Origin of the sequence: Micrococcus terreus (assembly GCF_900116905.1) — a bacterium.
GTDB lineage: Bacteria > Actinomycetota > Actinomycetes > Actinomycetales > Micrococcaceae > Citricoccus > Citricoccus terreus.
Genome location: NZ_FPCG01000001.1, coordinates 380,070 through 400,728, shown reverse-complemented (window position 1 = coordinate 400,728; position 20,659 = coordinate 380,070). Strand labels below are relative to the sequence as shown.

17 protein-coding genes are annotated in these 20,659 nt (G+C 70.9%); 8 read left to right on the top strand and 9 right to left on the bottom strand.

Translation table 11 applies throughout. From position 1 onward, the window contains the following. Positions 1-9: 9 nt before the first annotated feature. The 6 genes from hemC to hemE all read right to left on the bottom strand — a co-directional run bounded on the left by hemC (position 10) and on the right by hemE (position 6,761). Positions 10-1,089 carry a hydroxymethylbilane synthase gene (gene hemC / locus BM355_RS01860; RefSeq protein WP_091693427.1) on the bottom strand — a complete coding sequence of 360 codons (1,080 nt, stop codon included), beginning with the start codon at positions 1,087-1,089 and terminating at the stop codon, positions 10-12. Positions 1,090-1,094: 5 nt separating this feature from the next. After that, positions 1,095-2,315, bottom strand: a complete 1,221-nt coding sequence (locus BM355_RS01855; RefSeq protein WP_245760545.1) for a ferrochelatase — start codon at positions 2,313-2,315, stop codon at positions 1,095-1,097. A 95-nt stretch (positions 2,316-2,410) separates the two neighbouring features. Next, positions 2,411-3,160, bottom strand: a complete 750-nt coding sequence (gene hemQ, locus BM355_RS01850; RefSeq protein WP_091693419.1) for a hydrogen peroxide-dependent heme synthase — start codon at positions 3,158-3,160, stop codon at positions 2,411-2,413. Positions 3,161-3,397: 237 nt separating this feature from the next. Beyond that, complete coding sequence (locus BM355_RS01845; RefSeq protein ID WP_091693415.1) at positions 3,398-3,991, bottom strand: VanZ family protein; 594 nt, start codon at positions 3,989-3,991, stop codon at positions 3,398-3,400. Continuing rightward, a complete protein-coding gene (locus BM355_RS01840) occupies positions 3,988-5,586 on the bottom strand; it encodes a protoporphyrinogen/coproporphyrinogen oxidase (RefSeq protein WP_245760523.1) in 1,599 nt (532 codons plus the stop codon). The genes BM355_RS01845 and BM355_RS01840 overlap by 4 nt, the downstream gene beginning before the upstream one ends. Then, complete coding sequence (gene hemE, locus BM355_RS01835; protein ID WP_091693411.1) at positions 5,583-6,761, bottom strand: uroporphyrinogen decarboxylase; 1,179 nt, start codon at positions 6,759-6,761, stop codon at positions 5,583-5,585. The genes BM355_RS01840 and hemE overlap by 4 nt, the downstream gene beginning before the upstream one ends. A 164-nt stretch (positions 6,762-6,925) precedes the next feature. Between hemE and BM355_RS01830 the strand changes: the two genes are divergently transcribed. From BM355_RS01830 to BM355_RS01820, 3 genes are all read left to right on the top strand, one after another. Then, a complete protein-coding gene (locus tag BM355_RS01830; RefSeq protein ID WP_091693409.1) occupies positions 6,926-8,293 on the top strand; it encodes a glutamyl-tRNA reductase in 1,368 nt (455 codons plus the stop codon). A gap of 131 nt (positions 8,294-8,424) precedes the next feature. Then, positions 8,425-9,054, top strand: a complete 630-nt coding sequence (locus BM355_RS01825) for a TetR/AcrR family transcriptional regulator (RefSeq protein WP_245760522.1) — start codon at positions 8,425-8,427, stop codon at positions 9,052-9,054. A gap of 136 nt (positions 9,055-9,190) precedes the next feature. After that, the gene (locus BM355_RS01820; RefSeq protein ID WP_091693401.1) at positions 9,191-9,418 is read left to right on the top strand and encodes a DUF3107 domain-containing protein; all 228 of its coding nucleotides are present in this window, start codon (positions 9,191-9,193) and stop codon (positions 9,416-9,418) included. Between the two features lie 37 nt (positions 9,419-9,455). Here BM355_RS01820 and BM355_RS01815 read toward each other — a convergent pair whose 3' ends face one another. Further along, complete coding sequence (locus BM355_RS01815) at positions 9,456-10,184, bottom strand: 4a-hydroxytetrahydrobiopterin dehydratase (protein ID WP_177227794.1); 729 nt, start codon at positions 10,182-10,184, stop codon at positions 9,456-9,458. A gap of 57 nt (positions 10,185-10,241) precedes the next feature. Between BM355_RS01815 and BM355_RS01810 the strand changes: the two genes are divergently transcribed. From BM355_RS01810 to BM355_RS01800, 3 genes are all read left to right on the top strand, one after another. Beyond that, positions 10,242-11,765 (top strand): RNB domain-containing ribonuclease, encoded by a 1,524-nt coding sequence (locus tag BM355_RS01810; protein WP_091693395.1) that lies wholly within the window; start codon positions 10,242-10,244, stop codon positions 11,763-11,765. A 379-nt stretch (positions 11,766-12,144) separates the two neighbouring features. Continuing rightward, on the top strand, positions 12,145-13,962 hold the full coding sequence (locus BM355_RS01805; RefSeq protein WP_091693392.1) for a DEAD/DEAH box helicase: 1,818 nt from the start codon (positions 12,145-12,147) through the stop codon (positions 13,960-13,962). A gap of 19 nt (positions 13,963-13,981) precedes the next feature. Further along, complete coding sequence (locus BM355_RS01800) at positions 13,982-14,839, top strand: DNA-methyltransferase (RefSeq protein WP_091693389.1); 858 nt, start codon at positions 13,982-13,984, stop codon at positions 14,837-14,839. 12 nt (positions 14,840-14,851) lie between these two features. On the opposite strand, the gene BM355_RS01795 is transcribed toward BM355_RS01800, so the two are convergent. After that, complete coding sequence (locus BM355_RS01795) at positions 14,852-15,700, bottom strand: PHP domain-containing protein (protein WP_091693384.1); 849 nt, start codon at positions 15,698-15,700, stop codon at positions 14,852-14,854. A gap of 86 nt (positions 15,701-15,786) precedes the next feature. Between BM355_RS01795 and BM355_RS01790 the strand changes: the two genes are divergently transcribed. After that, positions 15,787-17,352: an aminopeptidase P family protein gene (locus tag BM355_RS01790; RefSeq protein WP_245760521.1), complete on the top strand. Its 1,566-nt coding sequence runs from the start codon at positions 15,787-15,789 to the stop codon at positions 17,350-17,352. Between the two features lie 92 nt (positions 17,353-17,444). On the opposite strand, the gene BM355_RS01785 is transcribed toward BM355_RS01790, so the two are convergent. Then, on the bottom strand, positions 17,445-18,632 hold the full coding sequence (locus BM355_RS01785) for a YflT domain-containing protein (RefSeq protein ID WP_091693374.1): 1,188 nt from the start codon (positions 18,630-18,632) through the stop codon (positions 17,445-17,447). A 152-nt stretch (positions 18,633-18,784) separates the two neighbouring features. Here BM355_RS01785 and BM355_RS01780 point away from each other — a divergent pair, with 152 nt between their 5' ends. Next, the gene (locus BM355_RS01780) at positions 18,785-20,629 is read left to right on the top strand and encodes a pyruvate kinase (RefSeq protein WP_091693369.1); all 1,845 of its coding nucleotides are present in this window, start codon (positions 18,785-18,787) and stop codon (positions 20,627-20,629) included. The last annotated feature ends 30 nt before the right edge of the window (positions 20,630-20,659 follow it).

Below are 20,659 nucleotides of genomic sequence, written 5' to 3'. Positions count from 1 at the left end.
GGTGGCCGCTCAGGCTCGGTCGAGCAGGTCCGCGCCGTCGGCCAGCAGCTGCTCGGCCACGTCCACACCCAGCTGGCGTGCGGCGGAGAGCACGCCCACGTCCGGGGTGCCGTCCTCGTGACGGATCCGCACCTCGGCCAGCTCCACGGAGGCGTGCTTGCGCAGCATCCGGGTCCCGTCCAAGGAGGCCACCACGGCGTGCAGCACCAGCCGTGCCGGGCTCTGCTCGTCGGCGTCCTCGGGCCGCTCCACCCGGGCCAGGGCACCCAGGGGCGCGGCGCAGCCGGCCTCCAGACGCTCCATCAGCCCGCGTTCGGCGGTGACCTGCAGACGGGTGGCGGGGTCGTCGTACTCGGCCAGCGCCCGGGCCAGCCGGTCGGCCGCGGGCTGATCCGCCGCAGAACCGCCGGCGCCCGGGACCTCGGCCGTCACCGGACGGGTCTCCAGCGCCAGCGCACCCTGACCGGGCGCCGGGAGCATGACGGTGGGGGCCAGCCGTTCGGTGATGGCCCACCCCATGCCCAGGCGGTCCAGCCCGGCGCAGGCCAGCACCACGGCGTCCAGGTCCCCGCGCGGGGAGCCCGCGGCGGCCGGGGCGTTGTCGTCATGGTGCTCGAGTCCCGGCACCCGGGCCAGCCGGGTCTGCACGTTCCCGCGGATGTCCACCATCTGCAGGTCCGGGCGCACGGCCAGCAGCTGGGCCACCCGGCGCGGGGAGCCGGTGCCGATCTTGGCCCCCTCCGGCAGCTCGGCCAGCGTCAGGCCGTCCCGGGCGCAGAGTGCGTCCCGCACGTCGGCGCGCTCGGGCACGGAGGCGATCACCAGGCCCTCGGGCTGGGCGGAGGGCAGGTCCTTGAGCGAGTGCACCGCCAGGTCCACCCGCCCGTCCAGGACAGCTGCGCGCAGGGCGGAGGCGAACACGCCGGTGCCGCCCAACTGGGCCAGGGACCCGGTGCGCACATCACCCTCGGTGCGGATGATCACCAGCTCGTGCTCCAGCCCGGACATCTCACTCAGCGCCTGCGCCGCCGTGGTGGTCTGGGTGGTGGCCAGGGCCGAGCCCCGGGTGCCCACGCGGAATCCGGTCATACAGGTCAGCCCTCCACGGTGCTGGCGGCGGCGGTCCCCTTCACGTCCGCATCCACGGCGGAGGTGGTGGGGCGCACGGTGCCGTCACGCATGACCTTGGAGCAGCAGTTCGGGCGGCACACGTCATACCAGGCGCCGAAGCAGCCCACGGCCGCTCGGCCCTCACGGGTGCCCAGCCGCTCCTCCACGATGTCCACCAGACCGGAGACGAAGCTCGGGTGCGTGCCGGGAGTGGGGGTGCGGCGGAAGGCCAGCCCCAGCTCCTCGGCGGTCTCCTTGGCCTCGGTGTCCAGGTCCCAGACCACCTCCATGTGGTCCGAGACGAAGCCCAGGGGAACCACCACGACGCCGGCCAGCGCACCGTCCGCGCCTGCCTCACCCTGCGCGAGGTCCTCCATGGCATCGTTGATGTCCGGCTCCAGCCACGGCACGTGGGGTGCCCCGGAGCGGGACTGGTAGACCAGGGACCACTCGACGCCCTCGGCCTCCGGCACGCGGGCCAGGATCTGCTCGGCCACGTCCAGGTGCTGGGCGGAGTACACGTCCGCGCCGTTGGCCTCACCGGGCTGGGCACCGGTGCGCTCGCACAGCTCAGCGGCCAGCGGGCGAGGTCCGGCGGCCTCGGCGTCCGCGGTGGGGATGGAGTGCGTGGCGAAGAGGATGTGCAGCTTCCCGCCGTTCTCCTCCCCCTTGCCGGCAGCGGCCAGCTCCTCGCGGATCTCCTTCAGGCCGGCGGCCAGCCCCTCGGCGAAGGGCTCCACGAATCCGGGGTGATTGAAGTACTGGCGGGCCTTGTCCAGGTCCATCGTGCCCTCCAGACCGGTGGAGCGCAGGGCCATGCCCATGTCCTCGCGGTACTGACGGCAGGAGGAATAGCAGGAGTAGGCAGAGGTGGCGACCGTCAAGACTCGGCGGTGGCCGTCGTCGTGCATCTGCTGGAGGGTCTGCGGGATGTAGGGGTCCCAGTTGCGATTGCCCCAGTACACCGGCAGCTCGATCCCGCGGGAGGACAGCTCGGCCTCCAGGGCGGCCTTGAGCGCACGGTTCTGGGCGTTGATGGGGCTCACCCCGCCGTTGGCGCGGTAGTGGGTGGCCACCTCCTCCAGACGCTCATCCGGGATGCCGCGGCCCTTGGTCACGTTGCGCAGGAACGGGATGACGTCGTCCTGACCCTCGGGACCACCGAAGGAGGCGAGCAGGATGGCGTCGTAGGCCTTGGGCTCCATCACGCCGAACCGGTCATAGTCCGGTCCGGCCTGGTCGGCGATCGGGGGGAACTCCACGGAATCTGCGGCGTTCGGAGTGTTCACGGTCTCGGTCATCAGGACAGCACCTCGGCGATCTCTTCAGCGGTGATCAGGCGCCCGGTGTAAAAGGGCACCTCCTCACGGACATAGTGACGGGTCTCGTTGTTGCGCAGGTGGCGCATCATGTCCACCAGGTTGTTCAGCTCAGGGGCCTCCAGGCCCAGCAGCCACTCCCAGTCGTTCAGGGCGAAGGCGCTGGTGGTGTTGGCCCACACCATGGGGAACTCCCGGCCCAGCAGCCCGTGGTCGCGCAGCATCCGGCCGCGCTCCTTGGGCTCCAGGGTGTACCAGTCGTAGGAGCGCACGAACGGGTAGAAGCACAGCCACTTCAGCGGCTTGCGTCCCATGGCGAAGGCCGGGATGTGGTCCTTGGTGAACTCGGCCATCCGGTCCGAACCCATGGCCGAGAGCACGATCTTGGTCCCAGAGAGCAACTCGGTGCGGCGCAGACGACGGATGGCGGCCTGCAGGTCCTCGGCCACGTGGCCGTACATCCAGACCATGACATCCGCGTCAGCGCGCATGCCGGAGACGTCATAGGTGCCGCGCACGGTCACCCCGCCCTGCTCCAGCTCGGCCACCAGGGACTCGTACTCCTTCACAGCGCGCTCATGCTCGGCGGCGGTGTGGGTCCCGCGGCCGCCACGGTCATCGCGGGCGAACACGGTGTAGGTGGTGAACCAGTCGACATGCCCACCGTCCTTCGGAGCGGCGGTCTCTGCCGGCGCGCTCGAGGTCTCCGGTGCGGTCTGGTGCTCTGTCATCGTCACAGCTCCTGTGAGGTCACGGTCTGGTGCTGGCGCCGGGACTCGAGCCGACGGCGTCGCGCACTTCTACAACGCGTAGAACGGGCGTCCCCAGCCTACCCGGCCGGGCGGACGGATGCCGGTGCCTGGCTGGGACTCGTCCGAACCGGTCGATTGTCGCGAAGATGTCGCTCTGAGCGCACTTCGGCGTCCCTGAAGCGACAGCACGGCGACAATCGGTATCGATCAGCCAGATCACGCGGGCTGGGCGACCGCTGCGTGATGGTCAGAGGTCAGCACGCGGGTCCGGTACCAGCTCGATCGCCGGATCGGCCAGGCGATGGCGGCGCCGAGGAGCCCGCCGAACAGGGCCCACAGCACGTCATCGGCGGTGACGGACCGGGTGGTTGCGAGGTACTGAATGGTCTCGATGGCCACCCCACCCACCAGCAACACGATCCCGGTGCGCACCACGCCCCAGTTCAGTGCCAGTGCGGCCAGCAGTCCCCCGACGGTGAACATCACCAGGTTCGCACTCCGTTCCAGTAACGCGACCCCGCCCAGGCCTCCCCCGTTCTCGACCAGGTCACGGAAGGGCACCAGATCCACCCGCATGCTGTCCGGGCCCAGCATGGGAGCGCCGGATCCTCCGGCCGGCAGGAGCACGGTCAGAGCCAGGACGCCGGACAGCCAGCTCAGGACCACCCACAGCAGCACCGTCCGAGTGGGCGTCCAGCGGCGGCCTGCGGGGATGCGCTGCCGGATCGCCCAGATGAGGATCGCCAGGACCACGCCCGCCAGCAGGGTCGCGGGGATGACCCCTTGGAAGGTGGAGAAGGCTGATCTCATCGCGGACCGGAGTCTTCAGACACACCGTCTGCCATGCGCCTGCGGGTGTCCCCCACCACGGCGGCGAGTCCGGTGCCGGACAGCCAGGCGCCCACGGCGTCCAGCCCGGGAGTGGCATCCACCCACTGACGGAACGCGGTCACCTTCTCTCGGTGTCCCGGCGTGGCCACGGGCAGGGCTGAGCGCCAGCGCACGACGTCGGCCACCGCCACCGGGTGCCCCGGCTCACCGATGCTGCGCCCACCAGGACTCAAACCCTCCGGCCCGGTCAGACCGGTCAGCACGGCGGCGTCCGCCATAGCGGCGGCGATCAGCTCCTCATCCGGGGACCGGTACCCCAGCGCGGTGGAGTCCGGGGCGTCGGTCACCCGCCCGTAGGACAGGCGCACCACATGCCGGTGCGGGTGGGTGCCGTCCGAGGTCAGCGCCTTGCGCGCCCACTCCCACTTGGAGGTGGAATGCGTCATGGCCTTGGCCGCCACGGTCTGCGCGTCCACGGACGGTGCCACCAGCAGCCCGGTCCCCCGGGGTGCCTCGTCCAGCCCCGGGTGGTCCACCACCAGGGTCACCAAGGCCACACCGGATCCCTCAGCCGGACGGTCCTCTGCGGCCAGCACTCCCCCGGACACCGGGGCCAGCAGGTCCCACGCCGCGGGGCCGTCGGTGGCCACCACCAGTCGGTCGGCCCGCAGGACAGAACTGTCGTCGCCACCACGGGTCTCCACCTGCCAGCCGTCCTCCATCTGGCCCACACGCGCCACGCGGGTGTCCAGCATCAGGTGAGCGCCGTCGTCGTGGATCTGCTGTGCCAGGGCATCCGTCAGGGTGTGCAGGCCACCGGCCAGGGAGGCCACCGCCGCGCCGGGAGGGGCTGCCGCACGCTGAGCGGCCACCGCGCTGGAGAGGGAGCCGTGCTCCACCAGGGTCTCCAGCAGCCGCGGGGCCACGGTGCGGATGTCCAGGGTCTCCGGGTCGGCCGAGTGCACGCCGGCCACCACCGGGGCCACCAGGGTGTTCAGCACACCCTCACCCAGGCGGTCGCGCACCAGCTCACCCACCGTGACCGGGGTGCCCTCCTGCACGGCCGTGCGCCACCGGTCCACAGGGTCGCTCAGGTCCTGGCGGGCCCGCTTCAGAGCCTCAGCGCCGATCGCCTGCTCGACCTCCGGGGCGTCCAGGTCACCGGGGATGCCCAGGATGCCCACCCGCGGGGCGGGGACGGCACCCTGGGGCAGGTAGAGCCAGGACCCGGCCGGATTCGGTGCCTGCACCTGCTCAGCCAGCCCGAGCTCAGCCACCAGGTCCGGAACCGCAGGGACCCGCACCGCGAACGACTCCGCCCCGGCGTCCAGCTCCAGGTGCTGCTCGGGGGCATCGCGGCGGGCGGGCACGGTCAGGTGCTGGGTGGACACGCAGCCGCCCAGGTGGCCGCTCGCCTCCATCAGGGTCACCGACCAGCCTGCCCGCAGCAGTTCGCGCGTGGCCACCAGGCCGGCGATGCCTCCGCCCACGACAACGGCCCGGCCCGTTCCGCTCACCGGATCCGCGAGCTGGGTGGTCACGTTGGCTCCGGGGTCCTGCGGTGCGTGGGTCACGGCTGGATGGAGTGGATCAGCTCCACCACACGGGTCAGCACCGTGGCGTCGGTCTCCGGGGGGACGCCGTGGCCGAGGTTGACCACGTGGCCCGGTGCGGCGCGGCCGGCCTCCACCACCTGGCGGACGTGGGCCTCGAGCACCTCCCACGGGGCGTTGAGCAGAGCGGGGTCGATGTTGCCCTGGACGGGGACCGCGCCGCGGCCGTCCGGTCCGGTGGTGGTGGAGAGGCGGCGGTGCGCCTCATCCAGGGGCAGGCGGTAGTCCACGCCCACCACGGAGGCGCCGGCGTCGCGCATGGCCGGGAGGATCTCCGAGGTGCCGGTGCCGAAGTGCACCAGCGGGACGGTGGGGTCCTCCACGGGGCCGGCCAGATCCTTGACGAAGGAGTAGGCGCGGGCGGAGTGCTTCTGCACGTGCTGCTGGTAGTCGGTCAGGGAGAGCGAACCGGCCCAGGAGTCGAAGAGCTGCCCAGCAGAGGCTCCGGCCTCGATCTGGGCGCGCAGGAACGTCCCGGAGGCCTCGGCGGCCCAGCTGGCCAGGGCGTCCCAGGTGTCCGGGTCGGCGTGCATCATGGTGCGCGGGCCCAGGTGGTCGCGCGAGGGCTTTCCCTCCACCATGTAGGCCGCCAGGGTGAACGGTGCTCCTGCGAAGCCGATCAGCGGGGTGGTGCCCAGCTCGGCCACGGTCAGGCGGACGGCCTCGCGGATGGGCTCCAGGGCCTCGTCGGTCAGCGTGGGCAGGGCGGCCACATCTGCGGCAGTGCGGACCGGGGAGCCCAGCACGGGGCCCACCCCCGGGACGATGTCCACGTCCACGCCCGCGACCTTGAGCGGGATGACAATGTCCGAGAAGAAGATGCCGGCGTCCACATCATGTCGGCGGACCGGCTGCAGGGTGATCTCCGAGGCCAGCTCGGGCTTGAGGCAGGACTCGAGCATCCCGATGCCCTCGCGCACCTTCTTGTACTCCGGCAGCGAGCGGCCAGCCTGCCGCATGAACCACACCGGCTTCCGCGAGGGGGTGCCGCCGCGGTAGGCGGTGATCAGCGGAGAGTCCGCCGTGGAGCGGGAGACGTCAGTGGTGACCAGCGGGTGGTCGGCCGGCAGAGCAGTGGTCTGCGAGGCGGTGCTGGAGGAGTCAGGGCGCGGGGCGTCAAGGGAATCAGCGGACATGCCCCCATTGTCCCATCACTGTGGGCAACCGGAGGCCTGTGCGCTGGGAGGCGACCGGCCGTCGTCGGGAATCCAACGGTGCGGGAGGTGCCGCGGACCGGGAAGGTGACGCCGGCGACACCCTCCCCACGTCAGATCCGAACGGCGGTAGGATGGAGGTCATTGTGGCTGTGTTCTCACTCGTTGCCGCGCACACCGACCTTGACCTCGAAACGGTGGCGCAGCTGAGCAACGGCACCGGAGAGGTCCCCGCCGTCCTGCAGTCGTCTGCGGCACGGGGGGCCGTTGTGCTCGCCACCTGCAACCGTGTGGAGATCTACGCCGAGGCAGCCAACGAGGCCTCCGTGGAGACCGCCCGCCGCGAGCTGATCGACGCCGTGGCCCGGGGAGCCGGCCTGACACCTGAGACCGTCGAGTCTTCCTTCCGCACCATGCACGGCGACTCCGCCATCCGCCACCTGTTCGAGGTCGGTGCGGGCCTGGACTCCGCCGTGGTGGGCGAACGCGAGATCGCCGGACAGGTCCGCCGCGCGCTGAACACCGCACGTCAGACCGGCACCGCATCCAGCCCCCTGGTCAAGCTCTTCGAGTCCGCCACACGCACGGCCAAGGACGTGGGCACCTACACCGCTCTGGGCTCAGCGGGCCGTTCGATCGTCTCCGTGGCCCTGGACCTGGCCACCGAGATGCGTGCCGGCACCTCCGTGGTGGGTGCCCAGATGTTCTGGCAGCACGCCAATGTGCTGCTGGTCGGCACCGGAGCCTACGCCGGCACCACCCTGTCCCAATTGGCCGACCGCGGCGCGCAGAACGTGGCCGTGCACTCGGCTTCCGGCCGCGCCGAGGCGTTCGTGGAGGACCGCGGCGGCTGGGCCATGGCCTTGGGCGGGGAGAAGATCCACGGGGCGATCGCTGAGGCAGACGTGCTGATCGGCTGCTCCGGCGGCGGACGCACCCTGACCGCCGAGCGCCTGGCCGAGCTGCGTGAGGGCGTGACCTCCCGGCTGACCGTGCTGGACCTGGCCCTGACCCACGACTTCGATCCGGCCATCGCCGATCTGCCCGGCGTGGACCTGATCACCCTGGAGTCGGTCAAGATGGCCGCCCCGGAGGAGCAGCAGGCCGCCGTCACCGCCGCCGCCCGCCTGGTGGACACCGCCGTCACCGACTACCTCACCGAGCGCAAGGCCCGCAGTGCGGACGAGGCGATCGTGGCCCTGCGCCGCCACACCCACGAGGTGCTCGAGTCCGAGATGGAGAAGGTCCGGGCCCGCCACGGCTGCACCGCCGCCGCCGAAGAGGTCGAGTTCGCCCTGCGCCGGATGGTGCGCCAGATGCTCCACACCCCTACCGTGCGCGCCCGCGAGCTGGCCGCCGAAGGCCGGCTCTCCGAGTACGAGGACGCCCTGAACACCCTGTTCGGCCTGGAGGTCGGTCAGTCCGCCGCACCGGCCGCGGCCGAGCCGGCCCCGTCCGCGCAGGACGCCGTCTGCCCCGCGCACCAGAATCAGAAGGACGCCCAGTCCGCCTGACCCGCCCCTGGCGCATGTCCACCCCGTGTACTGAACGGTAGACTTCTGGCACCGTCCTGATGGACGACTTGCCGCGCCCCTTCGGCCGCTTCCGCACCGCGGACCGTGCCGCCCGTCCTGAAAGGACCGCCATGAGCCCTGCGCCATCGCGTCAGCCCCGGATGCCCCGTGAGGAGCGTCGCCGCCAGCTGCTCGATGCCGCAATGCAGGTCTTCGTGGAGCACGGCTACCACGGCGCGTCCATGGATGACATCGCCGTGGCCGCCCAGGTCTCCAAGCCGGTGCTCTACCAGCACTTCCCCGGCAAGCACGAGCTGTTCATGGACCTGCTCGAGACCCAGGTCCAGGTCCTCTCCACCGCCCTGACCGAGGCGCTGGGCTCCACCGATGACAACCGCGAGCGCGTCCGGGCCACCATCCGCGCCTACTTCCAGTTCATGGACCGCACGGACCGGGCCTACCGGCTGCTCTTCGACTCCGGGCTGAACAACGATCCCGCCGTAGCCACCCACCTGGAATCGCTCACCTACGAGTTCGCCTCCGAGATCGCGAACATCATCGCCGTGGACACGCGTCTGCCCCGCGAGCACGCCCTGCTGCTGGGCCACGGCCTGGCCGGGCTGGTGCAGTCCGCCGCCCGCTACTGGGCCACTCAGCCCGAGGGTCCAGCCCGCCCGGACCTGGACGAGGCCACCGAACTGGCGTTCCGGCTGACCTGGCGTGGCATCAGCCGCTTCCCCAAGGAGCAGCCCGCCGGCTGAGCCCCCGTTACGCCACCAGCCGAAGCCCGGACGCACACCTCCACCGGCCCCCGCGCATCGCCTAGTCTGGCACCAGACACCACCGCGACCCGGGCTCAGCCTGAGGTCCGGCACCGCCCACGCAAGGAGCATCAGCATGGACATCCGCATCGGAGTGCAGAACGTGGCCCGCGAAGTGGCCCTGGAGACCGACGCCAGCGCCGACGAGGTCACCGCACAGGTCACCGAGGCCCTGCAGAACAAGTCCCTGTTGCGCCTGACCGGTGCCAAGGGCGAGACCGTGCTGATCCCGGCCGAGATCATCGGCTACGTGGAGCTGGGCAAGGAGACCTCCCGCCCGGTGGGCTTCGCCGCCGGCCACTGACCAGCCCGCACCCACACTCTGCGCAGACCCCGATGCCTCAGGCGTCGGGGTCTGTGCGTGTGATCTCCCCGGTGCACAGGCACACCCGGTTGCCGTCCGCGTCCGTGTAGATCCACCACCGCGGGGCGAAGGTCCCGTCCTCCCCGTTTCCTGCGGCCAGCGGCGCCAGAGCGCCCCGCATGTCCTGGATTCCCGACGACGGCCCGGTCACGTCCACGTGCAGGGCACGTTCCTGAGGGGTGTCAGTGGTCTGGAACCAGAATCCGGGACCTCGGCGGTGCGGATCGCGCAGGTCTCCGGTGCGCTCGTCCTTCTCATAGCCCATCGCTGCCGTCCAGAACGGCTCCAGGGCTGAGTCGTCCCGGGTGTTCACCGCGATGTCGTACACCGTGTTCTGCTCCGGCACCGCGGTGACACCCAGCTCCTGTGCGATCTGGCTGATCCGTCCGGCCAGCCGCAGGTCCCGCGTGGTGACAGCACCCTGGGCGTCGTGGCTGCAGCTGGTGATGAACACGTGCTCGTACCGCCAGTCCACGTCCGGGTGGTGGTCCAGCTCCTCGGCCACCTCGGCGATCCGCCCCAGCAGCTCCACGGCCACCGCGCTCGAGGGGCACTGGTAGGCGGTGTAGATCCCGAACAGCCGGTGCCGCCAGTCGGCCAGCTCAGCCTGCTGACCGAGCCGCTCCTGGACCTCCTCGGCCGGGATCGGTCGCCTCCAGCCAGGGACGGTGGACTCGGGGTTCTGATGCGCCGGGGTGTCGTTCATGGATTCACCCTCCCCCGCACCCGGGCCACGGTCAACCCCGCCCGGTAGGGTGTCCCCGTGCCTTACCATCACCTGGATCTGACCAGTTCAGCGGCCCAGTCGGACCTGGCCGAGCGCCTGTCCGCCCTGCGCACCGAGTTCGAGCTGCCCGCCGCCTTCCCCCCTGACGTGGCGAGGGAGGCTGAGCAGGCCGCGGCCGCCGTCGGGAAGGATCTTCCCCAGACCGACCGCACCGATCTCCCCTTCCTGACCATCGATCCGCCAGGCTCCACCGACCTGGACCAGGCCGTGCACATCCAGGCTGGGGCCGAGGGGCACCCTGACGGGTTCACCGTCCACTATGCGATCGCCGATGTCCCCGCGTTCATCACCCCGGGTGGCGCGTTGGACGCGGAGACCATGCGCCGCGGCCAGACCGTGTACCTGCCGGACGGGCGTGTGCCCCTGCACCCGGAGGTGATCAGCGAGGACGCCGGGTCCCTGCTGCCCGGGCAGGACCGGGGCGCCTACCTGTGGACCTTCGCCCTGGACGCCGCCGGCGCCGTGGTGGACACCGGGCTGGAGCGGGCCACGGTGCGCTCGCGCACGCAGCTGACCTATGAGCAGGCCCAGCAGATGATCGACGACGGCTCGGTCACCGAAGTGCCTCGGCTCACCCAGGAGGAGGTCACCACGCTGCGACTGCTCAAGCAGGTGGGGCTGCTGCGGATCGAGCAGGAGTCGGCCCGGGGCGGGGCGAGCCTGAACCTGCCGGAGCAGGAGATCGTGGCCACCGAGGACGGGTATGACCTGGTCTCGGCCCCGCCGCTGCCGGTGGAGGGATGGAACGCACAGATCTCGCTGATGACGGGGATGGCCGCCGCCCAGATCATGCTCGAGGGAAAGGTCGGGATCCTGCGGACCATGCCGGACGCCGACGCGTCCTCCGAGGCACGCTTCCGGGCCCGGACCGTGGCGCTGGGCCACCCGTGGGAGAAGGGCACCCCGTACGGGCAGTATCTGCGGGGGCTGGACACCACCGACCCGCAGCACCTGGCGATCATGCACGCCGCCACCTCCCTGTTCCGCGGCGCCGGGTACACCGCGTTCGACGGCGAGCTGCCGGAGGTCACCACCCAGGCCGCGATCGCCGCACCGTATGCTCACACCACCGCTCCCCTGCGCCGACTGGTGGACCGGTTCGTCCTGCAGGTCTGCCTGGCCCTGGTGGAGGGACGTGAGGTGCCGCAGGAGCTGCGAGAGCGGCTGTCCGAGCTGCCCGAGGCCATGAAGTCCTCCGGTTCGGCGGCCTCCCGGGTGGAGAACGCCGCCCTGGACCTGATCCAGACCGCCGAGCTGGCCGGCCACGAGGGTGAGCACTTCTCCGCCGTGGTGGTCTCGGCACCCACGCCCGAACAGGTGGAGAAGGCCCAGGCCGAGGACCGTCTGCCCTACGGCGAGGTCCAGCTGGAGGACCCGCCCGTGCTGGGTCGCTACGAAGGTCATGCCGAAGCCGGCCAGGCCGTCACCGTGGAGCTGGTCTCGGCCGACCTGGAGTCGCGCACGGTGCTGTTCCGAATCGTGGAGCAGGCTGCCGAGTAGGGCCACCACGGTCGCCCGTCCCGCCCGGACAGCGGCTTCCAGCCTTCTCTCGGCCCCGCGCGGTACAGTGGGCACATCACGGATGACCGGTCGCACTGATCACCTGTGTCCACTGAGGTTCTGACCTGTCTGACCACAGACCGACTCACCGGATCCGGCACGCGCCACGCAGCCCGGGTCCCCGGTGGAGGCTTCACCGCCGCCACCTGCACTGCCCTGACGCGATCGGCTCCACGAACGGACGCACGGCGTCCGGCCGAGCCGCGCTGGCCCGCCCGTCCCCTGGACGGATGCACCTGCCTGCCGCACCCCTGCCCCGCAGGGCGCCCCTGAGGGCCGACCGGACCGCCGTGCCTGATACTGATCGGACAGCAACCCCATGACTCCAGAGCAGAAGATCGTCGCAGACAACGACGTCGACACCGAGGACCTGAACACCACCGAGATCGAGACCCTCGAGGTCGCCGACTCCGTGGAGGTCGCCGAGGCCCCCGCACCGCAACCGGAGAAGTCCTTCGCCGACTTCAAGGTCCACCCCGCCATGGTCGAGGCCCTGGCCGAGAAGGGCATCACCCACCCCTTCCCCATTCAGGCGATGACCCTTCCGGTCGCCCTGGGCGGGCACGACATCATCGGCCAGGCCAAGACCGGCACCGGCAAGACCCTGGGCTTTGGCCTGCCGCTGCTGCAGCGGGTGGCCGGACCGGATGAGCCCGGGTTCGAGAAGCTCGAGGTCCCCGGTGCCCCGCAGGCCCTGGTGGTGGCCCCCACCCGTGAGCTGGCCAACCAGGTCGCCGCGGACATCAGCGCCGCCGCCGCCAAGCGCTCCGTGCGCATCGCCACCATCTACGGCGGCCGCGCCTACGAGCCCCAGATCGAGGAGCTCCAGCGCGGCGTGGAGGTCGTGGTCGGCACCCCTGGCCGCCTGATCGACCTGATGCGTCAGCGTCACCTGAACCTGAAGAACGTCAAGGTCGTGGTGCTGGACGAGGCCGACGAGATGCTGGACCTGGGCTTCCTGCCGGACGTGGAGACCCTGCTCTCCGCCGTTCCGGAGGTCCGCCAGACCATGCTCTTCTCCGCCACCATGCCCGGCCCCGTGGTCGCCATGGCCCGCCGGTACATGACCCAGCCCACCCATATCCGGGCGGCTGACCCGGAGGACGAAGGCATCACCAAGAAGGACATCCGTCAGCTGGTGTACCGCGCCCACCACATGGACAAGGACGAGCTGATCGCCCGGTCCCTGCAGGCCGAGGGCCGCGGCAAGACCATCATCTTCACCCGCACCAAGCGCACCGCCGCACGCCTGTCCGACGAGCTGGCCTCGCGCGGTTTCGCCGCCGGCGCCATCCACGGCGATCTCGGCCAGGGTGCCCGTGAGCAGGCCCTGCGTGCCTTCCGCTCGGACAAGATCGATGTGCTGGTGGCCACCGACGTCGCCGCCCGCGGCATCGACGTGGACGATGTCACCCACGTGTTCAACTTCCAGTGCCCCGAGGACGAGAAGACCTACCTGCACCGCGTGGGCCGCACCGGCCGCGCCGGCAACAAGGGCACCGCCGTCACCCTGGTGGACTGGGAGGACATGCCCCGCTGGTCCCTGATCAACAAGGCCCTGGGCCTCAACGTCCCCGAGCCCCCGGAGACCTACTCCTCCTCGCCCAGCCTGTTCGAGGACCTGAACATCCCCAAGGGCACCAAGGGCCGTCTGCCCAAGTCCCAGCGCACCCACGCCGGACTGGACGCGGAGAAGCTCGAGGACCTGGGCGGGCCGGAGTCCAAGAACCGCAGGGACAGCCGTGGTGGACGCGGTGGCCGTGATGACGACCGTGAGGGTGGCCGCGGTGGACGCGGTGGACGCGACGGTGGCCGTGGTCGCTCCCGTGACGGCGAGTCCGGCGGTCGCGAGGGTGGCCGCAGCCGTTCCCGCCGCCGCTCCGGCGGTCCCGGTGAGGGCCAGTCCCAGGATCAGGTCCAGGACCAGAAGCAGACCCAGCACGACGACGGCCGCGCACCTGAGCAGGGTGAGCGCGCCTCGCGCGGTGGCCGGGGCACAGGCCGCGATGGCGGCACCCAGCCTGAACGCAACGGTGAGGGCGGCGGCACGGGTGAGCGCCGTCGTCGTTCTCGGAGCCGTTCCCGCACCCGCCGCCGTGACGGCGAAGTGGTGCAGGAGCAGCGCTCCGCCGAGTGACCCGCGCAGCTGAACAGCCGTGAACGATCTCGATCCTGAGGGCCCCGGTCTGGTGGTGGGGGCGGAGAACCTGGAGTTCCTGCCCTCCCTGCCGGACGGGGCCTTCACCATGATCTACCTGGACCCGCCGTTCAACACCGGGCGAGCCCAGGTGCGGGCCACCACGCGGTCCGTGCGCGCCCAGGGCGATGAGTCGGATCCGGGCGACCGGATCGGGTTCGGCGGGCGCAGCTACACCACCGTCAAGGGTGTGCTCTCCCGGTATGACGATGCGTTCAGTGACTACTGGGAGTTCCTGGAACCGCGGCTGCGCGAGGCCTGGCGGCTGCTGGCCGAGGACGGGACGCTGTACCTGCACCTGGACTACCGAGAGGTGCACTACGCCAAGGTGATGCTGGACGTGCTGTTCGGGCGCGAGTGCTTCCTGAACGAGATCATCTGGGCCTATGACTTCGGTGGCCGGACCAAGAAGCGCTGGCCCACCAAGCACGACACCATCCTGGTCTACGTCAAGGATCCGCAGGGCTACTGGTTCGACTCCGAGGAGGTGGACCGGGAGCCGTACATGGCACCCGGACTGGTGACCCCGGAGAAGGTGGCGCGCGGCAAGCTGCCCACGGACGTGTGGTGGCACACCATCGTCTCCCCCACGGGCAAGGAGAAGACTGGGTACCCCACGCAGAAGCCTCTCGGTCTGCTGCGCCGGATGGTGGCCGCCAGCTCACGCCCGGGCGACTGGGTGCTGGACTTCTTCGCCGGCTCCGGCACCCTGGGGGCTGCCGCCGAGCAGCTGGGGCGGAAGTACGTCCTGGTGGATCAGAACCCCGAGGCGCTGGAGGTCATGAGGAAGCGCCTGCCGAACGCACAGTTCCGCTGAGCGGAGGTCCTCCTACGGCCGGATGATCTCCGCGCCGGTGGCCATCTCGGCGAGCCGCTCCACGACCTCGTCGGGCGTGGTGTTCTCCCCCATCGCATTGGGCTTCCCCGTGCCGTGGTAGTCCGACGACCCCGTGACCAGAAGCCCATGCCGATCCGCCAGGTCCAGAAGCCAGCGCCGGCCGTCGTCGGGATTGTCCCGGTGGTAGACCTCCACCCCGGCCAGCCCGGCCTCGATCATCTCCTCGAAGACCTCCGGGCCCACCACTCGGCCGCGCATCTGGGCCACCGGGTGGGCGAACACGGGCACTCCCCCGGCCTCACGCACCAGCCGGACCGCGTGCACCGGGTCCGGGGCGTAGTGGGAGACGTAGTACTTGGAGCGCGCCGTGAGGATGTGCGCGAAGGCGTCCGAGCGCGTGGCCACCGCGCCCACACTGACCAGGGCGTCGGCGATGTGCGGCCGCCCGATCGTCGCCTCCGGTGAGGAGTGCTCCATGACCGTGTCCCAGGTGATCGGGAAGTCCTCGGTCAGCCGCTCCACCATCCGCTGGGCCCGCGTGACCCGGGACTGGCGCGAGCGCTCGATCTCCTCCAACAGCCCGGGCGCAGCAGGATCCTGCAGGTAGGAGAGCAGGTGGACACTGATCCCGGTGGCAGAGACGCAGGAGACCTCCATGCCGGGCACCAGGCTCACTCCCACGCGTCGGGCCTCAGCGGCGGCCTCATCCCACCCTGCGGTGGTGTCATGGTCGGTGAGCGCCAGGCCGGTCAGTCCCACGCTCGCGGCGGCACGCACGACGGCGGCCGGCGCCTCGGTGCCATCCGAGACGAACGAGTGGGTATGGAGATCGAACGGCATGATCTCCAGGGTATCCGGCCGGGCAGTTCGCTCCAGGCGCAGTGACCGCGTGTGGTGGACCTCGGCTCGATGACATGATGGAGGGCATGACTGAACAGACTCCCACTGAGATGCCGGAGACCCCGGAAGCCCAGGACCCCCAGGCCCTCGAGGACCGCGTGAACAACCGCTCGCAGCGCCCCTCCTCGGACGCATTCAAGAAGTTCATGGGGTCCCAGTGGGCCCCCTCCGAGTCCTCCGTGACCCTGCCGGATGCCTCCGCCCCGTTCGCGGCCCAGCGCCGCAAGGCCTTCTCGGAGAAGTACGCCGGGGAACGCCTGGTCATCCCCGCCGGTGAGCTCAAGGTCCGTTCCAATGACACCGACTACCGCTTCCGCGCCCACTCCGCCTTCGCACACCTGACCGGACTCGGCGTGGACCATGAGCCGGACGCCGTGCTGGTGATGGAGCCGGTGGACGAGGGTGCCGGCGACCACGGCTCGAACCACGAGTCCACTCTGTACTTCCGTCCCCTGGCCGGGCGGGACACCGAGGAGTTCTACTCCAACGCCCGCACCGGCGAGTTCTGGATCGGCCCGCGCCCCACCCTGGGCGAGATGCAGGCCCGCACCGGCATGCGCTGCGCTGACCTGGGTGAGCTGGAGACCGCGGTGACCAAGAACGCCGGCCACACCGCCCTGGGTGGAGTGCAGATCCGCCTGCTGCGCGGAGCGGACCTGAACATGGAGGCCCTGGTGGACACCTCCCGGATCAACACCGGGGTGGACCTGGAGGCCGCGGACTCCCTGGACAACGAGATCACCGAGTTCCTCTCCGAGCTGCGCCTGGTCAAGGACGGCTGGGAGATCGCGGAGCTGCGCGGGTCCGTCAACGCCACCATCGCCGGCTTCGAGGACGTGGTCCGGGCCCTGCCTGCCGCCAAGGCCCACCGCCGCGGCGAGCGCGTGGTGGAGGGTGCCTTCTTCGCCCGCGCCCGCCAGGAGGGCAACGACCTCGGGTATGACACCATCGCCGCCTCCGGCAACAACGCCACCGTGCTGCACTGGATCCGCAACACCGGCGAGGTGAAGGACGGCGACCTGATCCTGGTGGACGCCGGCGTGGAGGCCGACTCCCTCTACACCGCGGACATCACCCGCACCCTGCCGGTCAACGGGACCTTCTCCCCCGTGCAGCGCAAGATCTACCAGGCCGTGCTGGATGCCGCCGACGCCGCGTTCGCCATCGTCAGGCCCGGCATCAAGTTCCGCGAGATCCATGCCGAGGCCACCCGTGTGCTGGCCGAGAACCTGGACGCCTGGGGCCTGCTGCCCGTCTCGGTGGAGGAGGCCCTGTCCGAGCAGGGCCAGCACCACCGCCGCTGGATGCCGCACGGCACCAGCCACCACTTGGGACTGGATGTGCACGACTGCGCCCAGGCCAAGCGCGAGCTCTACCTGGACGGCGTCCTGGAGCCGGGCATGGTGTTCACCATCGAGCCCGGGCTGTACTTCAAGGCCGAGGACCTGGCCGTCCCGGAGGAGTACCGCGGGATCGGCGTGCGCATCGAGGACGACATCTACGTGACCGACGAGGGCGCCGAGAACCTCTCGGCAGCGCTGCCGCGCACTCCCGACGACGTCGAGTCCTGGATGGCACGACTGCTCGGCTGACGCTGGGCGCCAGCAGGCGAGACAGAGAAGTCAGAGAAGAATGGGCGGGGCCGTGGATCACCACGGCCCCGCCCTTCTTCTCTGGTGACAGCTCAGCGGTCTGAGTCAGCCGGCTTCTGCTCGGGAGCCTCGTCCTTCGGCCGCTCGCCGCGGCCGTACCGGGGACGGCGGTACTGCTGGTCCTGGTCCGGCTCGGCCTGCCCGGCATCGGCCTGAGGCTCCACCGGCTGCTGCGACTGCTCCGGGGCCGGCGCGGCGGCCTCGTCGGCCTGCTTCGCGCGGCGGCCCTTCTTGGCGTAAGCGGGCTCCTGGTACTGCTCCGTGCCGCCGGTGGCGTTCTCGCTCAGGCCCTGCTCGCGCAGGATCCGGGTCCGCAGCTCCAGTGCCTCCGCCTCCGGCAGGCGCACACCGTACTGGGGACGCCCGTCCGGCAGATCAGGGTAGGACCAGTCACGCTCGGGTGCCTCCCCCGTGGGAGCACTGCCTGCGGGTGCCTGCTGGCCCGGCATCGCCGCCGTGGGCCCCTGATGCTCGGCCACCGGAGCGGCCGGCGCCTGGGCCTGCTGCTGGACGGTCTCTGCCTGCTGGCCCTGCTCCGGGGCGGCATGCGATCCCGAACCGGTGGACCCGGACGCGGTCGCGCCCTGACCGGAGGCAGGGTCCTGCACGGGAGTCGGGGCAGTCTGCTGCGGCGGTGCGGGCGGCTGAGGCTGACTGGGCTGCTGCTGCGGAACCGGGGCCTGCTGCTGGACCGGCGTCTGCGCAGGCACACTGCCCTGCCCCGCACCACCCTGCCCCGCACCACCCCGCAGGATGCCCTTGGCCTGCGCGGCGGACTCGAAGGCGCACACCACATCGAAACTCGTGGGCACCAGCTGCTGAACGGAGTCGAACCCGCCGCCCCGGCTCTTGCGCAGGGACATCCCGATCACGCCCATGATGATCCAGATCGCGGCACCGATCGCCGCCGTGGCCAGGATCTGCAGGCCGGCCCGGGCCGGATCCACCAGGGAGAGCAGCAGTCCGAGCATCGCACCGAACAGCGCACCCTGGATCGCCGAGCGCAGCGCCACCGAGGCGTAGGTCAGCTTCCCGCGCACCCGCTCCACCATCCGCAGATCCGTCCCGACGATCGAGACCTGTTTGACGTCGAACTCGCCCGTGGCCAGCCGGTCCACCACCTCACGCGCCTGCTCGTAGCTCGAATAGGTGCCCAGCACCTCGCCCCGGGGCAGCCCCTGGGCGTGGGGGTCAGACGGTGATGCAGCGAAGAGAGCCATGGCCCCATTCTGCCGTGCCGCACTGCACGAACCCTGGGGATCACGGCGGACTCTGCCACCGGCGTAAGCCCCACCCGTCCAGACCTCCCTTCTCCGCACGCACGCCGCGCCACAGTCCTGACACGCCCGCCGGTCAGCCCTAGGGTGGAGTCATGGCTGAGCTGCCCGATGACCGCCTGATCTCCGACCTCCACTCCCTGCGCGAACGGCTGCTTCACGCCGAGTCCGAGCACGCCGAGCTGATCGACCGGGTCCGCGAGCGCCACCGTGCCTCCGCCCGCAACCTCGTGCACTATGTGGCCCTGCGCGGCACGGACCTGCGCGATCTGCAGGACCGGCTCAGCGACGCCGGGCTCTCCTCCCTGGGCCGGATGGAGGCAGGCGTGCTTGGCCACCTGGACACGGTCCTGACCGCCCTGTGTGCCCTCTCCACCACAGACCAGAGTCCCGACGACGGCCCGGTCACCACAGGTGACCCGCTCACCCCGGCGCAGGGCCGCCAGATCCTTCAGACCAACACCGAGCACCTGCTCGGCCCGTCCCGCGCAGACAGGCAGACCCGGATCATGGTGACCATGCCCAGCGAAGCCGCCACGGACCCGGATCTGGTGGCAGGGACCGTGACGGCCGGAATGGACCTGGCCCGGATCAACTGCGCGCATGATGATGAGTCCGCGTGGACCTCGATGATCGAGTCCCTGCGCTCACCCGGGACCTCCGACGGTGACCGCCCGGCCCCGCTGATCGCCATGGACCTGGCCGGCCCCAAGCTGCGCACCGGGCCCATCGCCCCCGGGCCCCAGGTGCTCAAGGTCAAGCCCCAGCGCGACTCCTCCGGCACCGTCACCGCCCCCTCCCGCGTCTGGCTCGGCCAGCCCCCGCAGGAGCCGAGCGAAGGCCCGGAGCCGAGCGCCGTCGTCGGGAACCTGCCTCTCCAGGACCCCGCACAGGCCCGCGCTGTCCTGACTGAGCTCACCCTCGGCGACGAGCTGACCCTGACAGACGCCCGCGGCTCGAAGCGCACCCTCACCGTGGAGGCGCTGACCCCGGAGGCCGTGCAGCTCACCGCCGCCCAGACCGTCTACTGGGCCACCGGAACCGAGCTCAGCTCCCCCGCGGGCACGCTCACGGTCGGCGAGCTGCCCGCTCAGGAGCAGTCCATGCGGGTGCGGGAGGGTGAGCAGATCGTGCTGACCCGCTCGCTGGAGCCGCGCCCGGCGGTCACCGAGCCGCCGTATGTGATCGGCTGTACGCTGCCGCAGGTGTTCGAGGACATCGAGCCCGGGCACCGGGTGTGGATCGACGACGGCAAGATCGGGACCGTGGTGGAGTCCGCCACACAGGACGAGATCCGGCTGTGCATCACCTCGGCCGGACCGAACGGGGCCAAGCTCAAGGCGGAGAAGGGCATCAACGTCCCGGACACCGAGCTGTCCATCCCCGCCCTGACCGAGGACGATCTCGCCCACATCCCGTTCGTGGCCGCCCACGCGGACATGGTCAACCTCTCCTTCGTCCGCTCGGAGCAGGACGTGGCCCAGCTGATCGACCTGCTGCAGGCTGAGGGCGCCGAGCAGGTGGACATCGCCCTGAAGATCGAGACCGTCTCCGCGTTCGAGTCCCTGCCGCGGATGCTGCTGGAGGCCATGCGCTGGCGGGACGTCGGCGTGATGATCGCGCGCGGGGACCTGGCGGTGGAGGCCGGGTTCCAGCGCATGGCCGAGCTGCAGGAGGAGATCCTCTGGCTCTGCGAGGCCGCCCACGTCCCGGTCATCTGGGCCACGCAGGTCCTGGAGTCCCTGGCCAAGTCCGGCCTGCCCTCCCGCGCGGAGATCACCGACGCCGCCATGGCCCAGCGCGCCGAGTGCGTGATGCTCAACAAGGGACCGTTCATCACCGAGGCCATCAGCGCCCTGTCGGACATCCTCACCCGGATGGGCGGCCACACCCAGAAGAAGCGGGACATGCTGCGCCAGCTGCGCTCCTGGCAGCTCTGAGCATTCCCGACGACGTCACTCGGCTCACAG